This is a genomic window from Variovorax sp. WDL1 (assembly GCF_001541225.1).
Classification (GTDB): Bacteria; Pseudomonadota; Gammaproteobacteria; order Burkholderiales; family Burkholderiaceae_C; genus Variovorax.
This window is the reverse complement of record NZ_LMTS01000073.1, coordinates 45,900-54,905: the sequence shown is the minus strand read 5'-3', so window position 1 is coordinate 54,905 and position 9,006 is coordinate 45,900. Positions and strand designations below refer to the sequence as shown.

Sequence of the window (9,006 nt, the reverse complement as noted above, 5' to 3'; positions counted from 1 at the left end):
CCCGCCGCTGGTCAACTCCGCGGGCGTGCCCTGGACCTCCGCCTACATCGACACCATCGGCGAGCCCACGGCAGACCTGCGCTCCAACATCGCGGCCGAAGCGCGCGCCAAGATCGTCTACGAGCGGCTGATCGCCTGCACGGACGACCCCGGCGTGAAGGAGGCGCTCGGCTTCCTGATGACGCGCGAGATCGCCCACCAGAAGTCGTTCGAGAAGGCGCTCTATGCGATCACGCCGAACTTCCCGCCGGGCAAGCTGCCGGGCATGCCGGAGTTCACCGGCGTGTACTTCGACATGTCGAAGGGCAACGAGGTGCGCGGCCCCTGGAACCAGGGCCCGCGCTGGGAGTACCGCAGCGACCCCGAATCGCAGATGGCCGTGGACGGCGGCAGCGGCGAGCCGTCCGTTTCGCTCACGCCGGATGAGCAGGCCGCGTGCGACGACATGGCCCTGCGGACCAGCTCCGATCCGGCCAGCGATCCGCCGACCGGCGCCGAGCTGGGCATGGCCCCGGACGACCCGGACGCGCCCGCGAAAGCGAAGAGCGCATCGGCCCGCAAGCCGAAGTGACTCCGGGGCGGCGAGGCAGGCACGCCGTTTGCCGCGGCGTGGAGGGCAGCATCGCTTTCGCATGCTGCCGCCTTCCTTCCTCTTCCCAACCCATATAGGAGTCCTGATGGCCTTGAACGACGACGACGATGTCCTGCGCGCAGCACGCGTGCGCCGACGCGGCTTTGCGGGCATGGATCCCGAGCGCCAGCGCGACATTGCCCGCGAGGGCGGGCGCTCGGCGCATGAGAAAGGCACCGCCCACGAGTTCACTCCGGCCGAGGCACGCGCCGCGGGATTGAAGAGCCGGATCGGTCGAAGCAGGCGCGAGGAGCCCTGAGGGTTCCACTTGGCGCGAGCGCTATGCCGCGTGCTCTTCGCGCAGCACCTTTGCCGCCGCGACCATCGCCCGCAGCTTGGCCGTAGCCGCGTCGCGCGGCAGGTACTTCATGCCGCAGTCCGGCGCCAGGATCACGTTCTCGGGCTTCACATAAGGCAGCGCGCGCCGGATGCGGTCGACGATGGTCTCGACCGACTCCACCTCCGGCGTCGACAGGTCGATGCAGCCCACCATCACCCGCTTGCCGTCCAGCGCGGCGAGTGCAGAGCAGTTGAGGTGCGATTGCGCGGTCTCGATCGACACCTGCCTGCAGCTGCACTGCGCCAGCTCGGGCAGAAAGGAGTACCCGCTCGGCCGCTCGTGGATGATCGCCGCGTAGCCGAAGCAGATGTGCACCGCCGTCGTGCCGGTGATGCCATCGAGCGCCCGGTTCAGCGCCGCCAGCCCGTACTGCCGGGCCTTCTCCGGCCGCGCCTGCATGTAGGGCTCGTCGATCTGCACCACGTCGGCACCGGCGGCGAACAGGTCGCGGATCTCCGCGTTGACCGCCTCGGCATAGTCCATGGCCGCCTCTTCCTCGGTCTTGTAGAAATCGTTCTGCGCCTGCTGCAGCATGGTGAAGGGGCCGGGCACGGTGATCTTCACCTGCCGGTCGGTGTGGGCGCGCAGGAACTTGAGGTCCCCCACCTCCACCGGGTGCCGGCGGCGGATGCGCCCGACGATGCGCGGCACCGGGTTCGGGTGGCCCGAGCGGTCCAGCGCCGTGCCGGGGTTGTCCAGGTCGACGCCATCGAGCGCGGTCGCGAAGCGGTTCGAATAGCTCTCGCGCCGGATCTCGCCGTCGCTCACGATGTCGAGGCCGGCCTCTTCCTGCGCACGGATCGCGATCAGCGTCGCGTCGTCCTGCGCCTCCTCCAGGTACTGCGGCGGAATGCGCCACAGTTCGCGCGCGCGCACCCGCGGCGGGAAGCGGCCCGCCAGCTTGGCGCGGTCGATCAGCCAGTCCGGCTGCGGAAAGCTGCCGACGATGGTGGTGGGGAACAGCATGGGCTTCTCCGGGAAAAGGAATTGAACGGTTCGAACGGATGGTTCAGACGCCGAGGTACACGCGCTGGATCTCGGGCCGCGCCAGCAGCTCCTGCGGCAGGCCTTCGGCCACCATGCGGCCTTCCTCCAGCACATAGGCGCGCTGCGACACTTCCATCGCCATCGCGACGTTCTGCTCCACCAGCAGCACCGAGACGCCGTCGGCGTTGATGCGCCGGATGGCCGCGAACATGTCGCCCACGATGCGCGGCGACAGGCCCAGCGAGGGCTCGTCCAGCAGCAGCAGGCGCGGGCGCGCCATCAGCGCGCGTGCAATCGCCACCATCTGCTGCTGGCCGCCCGAGAGCTCGCCCGCCGGGCTCGCGAGCTTCTCGTTCAGCGCCGGGAAGAGGTCGAGCACCTGCGCCATCGTCTGCTGCCGCTGCGCCTTGGCCTGCGGCAGCAGGCTGCCGAGCTCCAGGTTCTCCCGCACCGTCATGCCGGTGAAGAGGCGCCGGCCCTCCGGCACCAGCGCAATGCCGGCCTCGCAGAAGCGATGCGCCGGCAGGCGCGTGATGTCCTGCCCGTCGAACACGATGCGCCCGCTGCGCGCGCGCAGCATGCCGGCCAGCGTCGCGATCAGCGTGGTCTTGCCGGCCCCGTTGGGCCCGACCACGCACAGCAGCTCGCCGCGGCGCAGCTCCAGCGACACGCCCCACAGCGCATTCGCCGCGCCGTAGGCCACCTGCAGGTCGTGTACCTCAAGCATGGGCGGCCTTTCCGAGGTAGGCGCTCATCACTTCGGGCCGCTGCATCACATCGTGCGCCGTGCCCTCGGCCAGCAGCTCGCCGTGGTTGAAGACCACGATGCGGTCCGTCAGCGCCATCACCGCACGCATCACGTGCTCGACGAAGACGATGGTGGAGCCTTGCTCACGGATGCGCCGGATCAGCGCCACCGCATCGTCGATCTCGCTGGGCGTCAGCCCGCACAGCACCTCGTCGAGCAGCACCAGCCGCGGGCGCGAGGCCAGCGCGCGCGCCAGCTCCAGGAACTTGCGCTGGTGCAGGTTCAGGTCTTCGGGCCTCGCATCGCGCCTGGCCTCCAGGCCGGTGAACTCCAGCCAGCGCATCGCCTGGCGGTCGGCGTCCGCCGGGTTGCGCACCGCGCCGCCGAACATCGTGGCGATGGCCACGTTCTGCAGCACGCTCAGGTGCGCGAAGGGCCGCGGGATCTGGTAGGTGCGGGCGATGCCGCTGCCCGCGATGCGGTGCGCCGGCAGGCCGTCGAGGCTGCGGCCCTCGAACTCGATGTGGCCGGCGGTCGGCGTGTAGTGGCCGCTGACGACGTTGATGAAGGTGGACTTGCCCGAGCCGTTCGGACCCAGCAGGCCGAGGATCTCGCCGCGCCGCACCTCGACGTCCACGCCGGCCAGCGCGCGCACGCCCTTGAAGGACTTGCTCAGCCCCTTGACGCGCAACAGCACCTCGCCCTGCGCGCCCGTGCTCGGCACCGACGGCGTTGCGGGGAGGACCGCAGCGGGCGCTGCCGCCGCGGCCGGCTTCGTGGCCGGCTTCGTGGCCGGCGCACGCCGCCACAGCCGCTTCACCCGCTCCAGGATGCCGTCGGGCATGAAGAGGATCGCCGCGATCAGGATCGCCCCGATCAGCGCCTTGCCCGCCACCGCATGGTCCGCCGCGGTGAAGCTGTAGAGCAAGCCGGTGATCGCCACCGCGCCGATGGCCGGCCCGGCCCAGTGGCGCGTGCCGCCGAGCACGCTCATCAGCACCACCGTGAGCGGCACCGTGATGGTGAACACCTCGCCCGCCGTCACGTACGACAGGAAGAGCGCGTGGATGCCCCCCGCCACGCCTGCCAGTGCGCACGACACGGCCAGCGCCACCAGCTTGTAGCGGTAGGTCGGCACGCCCAGCACCTCGGCCGCTTCCTCGTCGTCGTGGATCGCGAACAGCCCGGCGCCGAACTTCGAGACCTGGATGCCCCAGGCGATCAGCAGCGTCGCCACCGCGGCGGCGAGCGCCAGCAGGTAGAAGGTGGACGAGGCCGTGGGCCCGATCTTCGGGACCGCCACCGCCGCCAGCGAAACGCCATTGCCGCCATCGAGCGGCGTATTGACCACGATGGTGCCGATCACGAAGGTGATGGCCAGCGTCAGCAGCGCGAAGAGCTCGCCGCGCACGCCCTTCACCCGGAACACGATCGCGCCGAGCGCCACGCCCAGCACCATCGCCACCCCTGCCGCGGCGGGCAGCGTCCAGAGGAAGGGCCAGTCGTAGCGCGCCATCAGGTTCGCGCTGGTGTAGATGCCCGCGCCGAAGAACGCGCCATGCCCGAACGAGAAGTAGCCGGAGTAGCCCGAGAGGATGTTCCACGAGGTCGCGAGCACCACCCAGTGCAGCATCAGGTAGAGCAGCGAGTCGTAGAAGGCGGGCAGGCCGAGCTGCGGCACGAAGGCGAGGGCGATGCCGGCGGCGACGATGAGCAGCGGGGTGCGCTTCATCCAGGCGGGCCCCGAGGCGACAGGAACTTCCCTCTCCCCGAGGGCGAGGGAACCAAGTCCGATGCTCTGCTGCTTCATCTACGCACTCTTTCCCGGCCTGAACAGAAGAATCAGGATCAACAGCGTGAACGACACGATCGGCGCCCACGAGGGTGCGGTCACCGCCATCGTCACCGCCTCGCTCACGCCGATCAGCACCCCCGCGACCAGCGGCCCGAGCGCGCTGCCCAGCCCGCCGAGCATCACCGCCGCGAACACCACGCCGACCCAGGCGTACATCTGCGAGGGCGTGAGCGTGAAGCTCAGCGCCAGGCACACGCCCGCGATGCTCGCGAGCGCCGCGCAGGTGCCCGCCAGCAGCAGTCCCTGCGCCTTCTCGTTCACCCCGAAGGCGGCGGCCACCGGCCCGTCCTGCGCCGCCGCGCGCAGCGAGCGGCCCAGGTCGGTGTAGCGCAGCACGCCCCACACCGCGAAGGCGAGCGCCACCGCGATCACCAGCGTGATCAGCTCCGGCACGGGGATGTAGAGCCCCGCGAGCTTGAACTTCTGCTCGCCGTAGTGCGACTCGAGCTTGCGGAAGTCTGCCGTCCAGATCGACTGGATCACGCTCTCCGCGATGCCCGTCAGCCCGAAGGTCAGCAGCAGCGAATTGAAGGGCGTCACCGCGAAGCGCGCCATCACCCAGTGCAGCCCCGCGCCGAGCGCGAAGAACAGCGGCACGATGACGAAGAGCGTCAGCAGCGGGTCCATGCCCATCGTCGCCATCTGGTAGCACAGGTAGGCCGCCAGGAAGGCGAAGGCGAAATGCGCCAGGTTGATCAGGCGCAGCAGGCCCCAGCTGAGGCTGAGCCCGAGCCCCATCAGCCCGTAGAGCGCACCGACGAAGACGCCGGAGAGGATGGACTGGGACAGCAGCGAGATGCTGGGCAGCGTGAAGCCCATGACAGCACCGCCTGTCAGGGCACGATGAGCTTGGCGCCGCCCGAGGTCACTTCCTTCGGCCACACCACCACCCACTTGCCGTCCTGGATCTGCTTGATGCGCATCAGGTCGTCGCCGAAGTTGCCCGTGCCGTCGAAGCGCAGCTTGCCCTGCAGCGTGTCGACCTTGTTGGCCTTGAGCCAGGTGCCGATGGCCTTGTCGTCCAGGCTCTTGGTGTTGACCACGCCGGCCTCCAGGATCTGCCAGGCGGTGTACGAGGCCGCGGCCTGCGTCTCCACCGAGGTGTCGGAGAAGCCGGCCTTGGCCGCGCGCTCGGTGTAGAGCTTCACGAACTCTGCCGCGCCCTTGTTGGCGGTGAAGGGCGGCTGCGCCTCGAAGATGGTGGCCGAGAGCGCGTTCTTCGCGTCGGGCGACGCGAGCAGCGGCCCGGGCGCCGGGTACAGGTAGAAGTGCTGCGGCGGCGCGTAGTCGATCTTCTTCATCGCGTCGAGCAGCAGGTTGCCCTCCAGCCCGATGGCACCGACCCACACGAAGTCGGGCTTGGCATCCTTCACGCGGTTGGCGATCGGCCCGAAGTCGCGGTTGCCGAAGTCCCATTCGAGGAACAGCACCTCGGTGAGCCCGCGCTTCTTGAGCACCTCGCGCGCGCCTGCGCTCATGAACTGGATCGAGGGGAACTTGCTGGTGACCACCGCCACCGTCTTCGGCGGCTTGGGCGAGGCCGCGAGCGCATCGAAGAGCGTGTTGGGCACCGTGGTGGCCGGGTCGGAGCCGATCGACCAGGCCGGGAACTGCATGTCGTACTTGGCCAGCGAGGGAATGCCCAGCGTGTGGTGCACCAGCACCTTGTTGTAGCGCTGCGCCACGCCCATGGCGGAGAGGATCGCGCCGGTCGCATAGGGGCCCATGAGCAGGTCGACCTTGTCTGCGGTCACCAGCTGCTCGTACAGCGTGCGGGCGAGGTCGGGCTTGGACTGGTCGTCCTTCACCACCCACTCCACCGGCCGCCCGAGCAGGCCGCCGCGCTTGTTGAGCTGCTCGACGTAGATCTCGCCCACCACCTTGTGGATCTGCGCCGTGGCCGAGAGCGGCCCGGTCAGTGCCAGCGTGCTGCCGATGCGGATCGGCGCACCCGTCGGCTGCTGTGCCAGCGCGAAGCCGGCCGCGGCCAGCGCGATGGCGCCCACGGCGGCACGCCGCCCGATGCCTCGAAGGTTCTGCGTCTTCATGGTCCCCGTCTCCTGGTTAGTTGCTTGTCTACTGTTAACGAATGACTGCCAACCTGGGGGCGCGCTAGTCCACCTGTGCCCCCGAGCGCTTGACGAGCCCGGCCCACTTGCCGAGCTCGGCCTTGTTGAAGGGCTGCATCTCCTCGGGCTTCATCGGGCGCGACTCGACGCCCTGCTCGCGCAGCTTGGTCATCACTTCGGGTTGCGCGAGTGCGGTGGCGCCGGCGGTGCGCAACTGGGCCAGCGTGGCCGGGGGCGTGGCGGCGGGTGCGTAGAGCATGAACCAGGCGACCAGGTCGAAGTCGGCAATGCCCTGCTCCATCACCGTCGGCACGTCCGGCGCTGCCGCGCTGCGCACCGCGCCGCTCGCGGCCAGCGCGCGCAGCTTGCCGGCCTTGACCTGCGGCATCACCGCCGCCGGGTGATAAAACATGAAGTCCACCTGCGATGCGATCACCCCCGTCAGCGCCATCGCGCCTTCCTTGAAAGGCACGTGGATCATCTTGCCGCCGAGCCGCTGCGCCAGCAGCTCGCCCGCGAGATGGCCCGAGGTGCCATTGCCCGCCGAGGCGAAAGTCACGCCCTGCGGCTTGGCGGCGGCCTGGGCCAGGTCCTTGAGCGACTTGACCGGCGAATCCGCCGCCACCACCAGCAGCGTCGGCGTGTAGCCGATGAAGGCCACCGGCGCGAAGTCGCGCATCGGGTCGTAGGGCAGCTTGCTGAAGAGCGCGGCGTTGATCGCGTGCGTGCCCACCGTGCCCATCACCAGCGTGCGGCCGTCGGGCGCTGACTTGGCGACCAGGTCGCTGCCGGTCGAGCCGCCTGCGCCGGCGCGGTTGTCGACGATCACCGGCTGCTGCAGCGCCTTGCCCAGCGCCTCGCCGACCACGCGTGCCACCGTGTCGGTGGTGGTGCCGGCGCCGAAGGGCACCACCATCCTGACCGGCCCCTTGTCCTGTGCGTGGGTGGCCGCAGCCGCAAGCAGGACGCCTGCAGCGAACAGTTTGCGCAGGCTTGTCTTCATCTTCATCGCTTGTCTCCGTGGTCTTGATCTATTTGCGCTTCAATGCGGCGCGTATCTCGTCGTTGTGCTCGCCCAGCATCGGCGGCGGCCGCACCTGCAGCGCGCGCTCCCCGTCGAAGCTGACGGGCGAGCGCACCGTGCGGAACAGCCCCATGACCGGATGCACGGCCGAGGTCATCAGCTGCAGGTGCCTGGCCTGCGGGTCCTCCAGCGCCTCGCTGGTGTCGTACATCGGCGCGTTGGGCACGTCCTCGCGCTGCAGGCGGGCGCACCATTCGTCGCGCGTCTGCGTGGCGAAGCGCTCGCCCAGCAGCGCGATCAGCGCCTCCTGGTTCTCGATGCGCGCATCGCGGGTCGCGAAGCGCGGGTCCTCGAAGATGCCGGGCTGCTCGATCGCCACCGCCAGCCCGCGCCAGAACTTCTCGGGCGAGGACATGTGCAGCGCAATCCACTTGTCGTCCGCGCAGCGCAGCACGTACGACTGCGACACGCTCGGCCGGCTGTACGGCCCCATCACCTCGTCGACCTGGAAGAAGTGCGTGAAGGCATCGAGGTTGAAATGCGCCATCGCCTCCAGCATCGACACCTCCACCTTGCGGCCGATGCCGGTGCGGCTGCGCTCGTACAGCGCGCCCAGCACGCCGTAGGCGGCGTAGAAGCCGGTCAGCGAATCGGCGATGGCCGGCCCCACCACGCGCGGGTTCTCGGGGTTCACCAGCAGGTTGAGAAAGCCGCTGGCCGCCTGCGCCACCGTATCGTAGGCCGGCCGGTTGGCAGCGGGGCCCGTCGAGCCGAAGCCGCTGATCGCCACGTAGACGAGCTTCGGGTTCAGCGCCTGCAGCCGCTCGGCGCCCACGCCCAGCTTCTCGGCCACGCCGGGGCGGAAGTTCTGGATGTACACGTCGGCATCGGCGATCAGCGCGTCCAGCACCTCGCGGTCTTCGCTGCTCTTGGTGTCCAGCGTGATGCTGCGCTTGTTGCGGTTGTAGGTCTGGTAGTGCGGGCTGTACAGCCCGTTCTTGAAGGCGCGGAAGGGGTCGCCCGTGCCCGGCTGCTCCACCTTGATCACGTCGGCCCCCAAGTCGCCCAGCAGCATGCCGGCGGCCGGCCCCGTGATGAAGGTGCCCTGCTCGATGACCTTGAGGCCTTGCAGCACAGGGATCATTCGTGCTTCCCGAAGCCCGCGGGCACGACGCCGTCGTATTCCATCTCGCGCGTCGCCTGGTAGGAGAGCGCGAAGCCGATGGGCTGGCGGATCTCCTCCACCATGTGCGCGATCAGCCCCGCCGTGCGCGCCAGCATCGGCACGCCCTTGAGCCCTTCGACCGGGAAGCCCGCGCCGAGCAGCACCGAGGGGATCGCGCCCGACACGT

The 9,006-nt window shown here is 69.5% G+C and carries 9 protein-coding genes and 1 pseudogene; 2 read left to right on the top strand and 8 right to left on the bottom strand.

Annotated features, from left to right (window positions below; translation table 11 throughout):
• A partial coding sequence (locus APY03_RS43540) for a manganese catalase family protein (protein WP_232324219.1) occupies positions 1-571 on the top strand: 571 nt, incomplete at its 5' end.
• A gap of 106 nt (positions 572-677) precedes the next feature.
• On the top strand, positions 678-890 hold the full coding sequence (locus APY03_RS10260; RefSeq protein WP_068676440.1) for a KGG domain-containing protein: 213 nt from the start codon (positions 678-680) through the stop codon (positions 888-890).
• Between the two features lie 21 nt (positions 891-911).
• Here APY03_RS10260 and APY03_RS10255 read toward each other — a convergent pair whose 3' ends face one another.
• The 8 genes and pseudogenes from APY03_RS10255 to APY03_RS43535 form a co-directional block, all read right to left on the bottom strand.
• Positions 912-1,937, bottom strand: coding sequence for a uroporphyrinogen decarboxylase family protein (locus tag APY03_RS10255; protein ID WP_068676438.1), 1,026 nt, complete (start codon positions 1,935-1,937; stop codon positions 912-914).
• A gap of 43 nt (positions 1,938-1,980) precedes the next feature.
• Positions 1,981-2,685 carry an ABC transporter ATP-binding protein gene (locus APY03_RS10250; RefSeq protein WP_068676436.1) on the bottom strand — a complete coding sequence of 235 codons (705 nt, stop codon included), beginning with the start codon at positions 2,683-2,685 and terminating at the stop codon, positions 1,981-1,983.
• On the bottom strand, positions 2,678-4,516 hold the full coding sequence (locus APY03_RS10245) for a branched-chain amino acid ABC transporter ATP-binding protein/permease (protein ID WP_232081184.1): 1,839 nt from the start codon (positions 4,514-4,516) through the stop codon (positions 2,678-2,680). Before APY03_RS10245 ends, APY03_RS10250 begins: the two co-directional genes overlap by 8 nt.
• A complete protein-coding gene (locus APY03_RS10240; RefSeq protein WP_068676434.1) occupies positions 4,517-5,380 on the bottom strand; it encodes a branched-chain amino acid ABC transporter permease in 864 nt (287 codons plus the stop codon).
• Positions 5,381-5,394: 14 nt separating this feature from the next.
• Positions 5,395-6,609 (bottom strand): amino acid ABC transporter substrate-binding protein, encoded by a 1,215-nt coding sequence (locus tag APY03_RS10235; RefSeq protein ID WP_083944259.1) that lies wholly within the window; start codon positions 6,607-6,609, stop codon positions 5,395-5,397.
• A 64-nt stretch (positions 6,610-6,673) separates the two neighbouring features.
• On the bottom strand, positions 6,674-7,639 hold the full coding sequence (locus APY03_RS10230) for a Bug family tripartite tricarboxylate transporter substrate binding protein (protein ID WP_068676432.1): 966 nt from the start codon (positions 7,637-7,639) through the stop codon (positions 6,674-6,676).
• Between the two features lie 22 nt (positions 7,640-7,661).
• Positions 7,662-8,798, bottom strand: a complete 1,137-nt coding sequence (locus tag APY03_RS10225) for a CaiB/BaiF CoA transferase family protein (protein WP_068676430.1) — start codon at positions 8,796-8,798, stop codon at positions 7,662-7,664.
• A pseudogene (locus APY03_RS43535) lies at positions 8,795-9,006 on the bottom strand (citryl-CoA lyase); the annotation flags it as partial. The gene APY03_RS10225 and the pseudogene APY03_RS43535, both read right to left, overlap by 4 nt.

What these genes read in the sequence shown, in the direction of transcription:
- APY03_RS10260 (WP_068676440.1), top strand. Translation starts at nt 678, where the DNA reads ATGGCCTTGAACGACGACGACGATGTCCTGCGCGCAGCACGCGTGCGC.
- APY03_RS10255 (WP_068676438.1), bottom strand. Translation starts at nt 1,937, where the DNA reads ATGCTGTTCCCCACCACCATCGTCGGCAGCTTTCCGCAGCCGGACTGG.
- APY03_RS10250 (WP_068676436.1), bottom strand. Translation starts at nt 2,685, where the DNA reads ATGCTTGAGGTACACGACCTGCAGGTGGCCTACGGCGCGGCGAATGCG.
- APY03_RS10245 (WP_232081184.1), bottom strand. Translation starts at nt 4,516, where the DNA reads ATGAAGCAGCAGAGCATCGGACTTGGTTCCCTCGCCCTCGGGGAGAGG.
- APY03_RS10240 (WP_068676434.1), bottom strand. Translation starts at nt 5,380, where the DNA reads ATGGGCTTCACGCTGCCCAGCATCTCGCTGCTGTCCCAGTCCATCCTC.
- APY03_RS10235 (WP_083944259.1), bottom strand. Translation starts at nt 6,609, where the DNA reads ATGAAGACGCAGAACCTTCGAGGCATCGGGCGGCGTGCCGCCGTGGGC.
- APY03_RS10230 (WP_068676432.1), bottom strand. Translation starts at nt 7,639, where the DNA reads ATGAAGATGAAGACAAGCCTGCGCAAACTGTTCGCTGCAGGCGTCCTG.
- APY03_RS10225 (WP_068676430.1), bottom strand. Translation starts at nt 8,798, where the DNA reads ATGATCCCTGTGCTGCAAGGCCTCAAGGTCATCGAGCAGGGCACCTTC.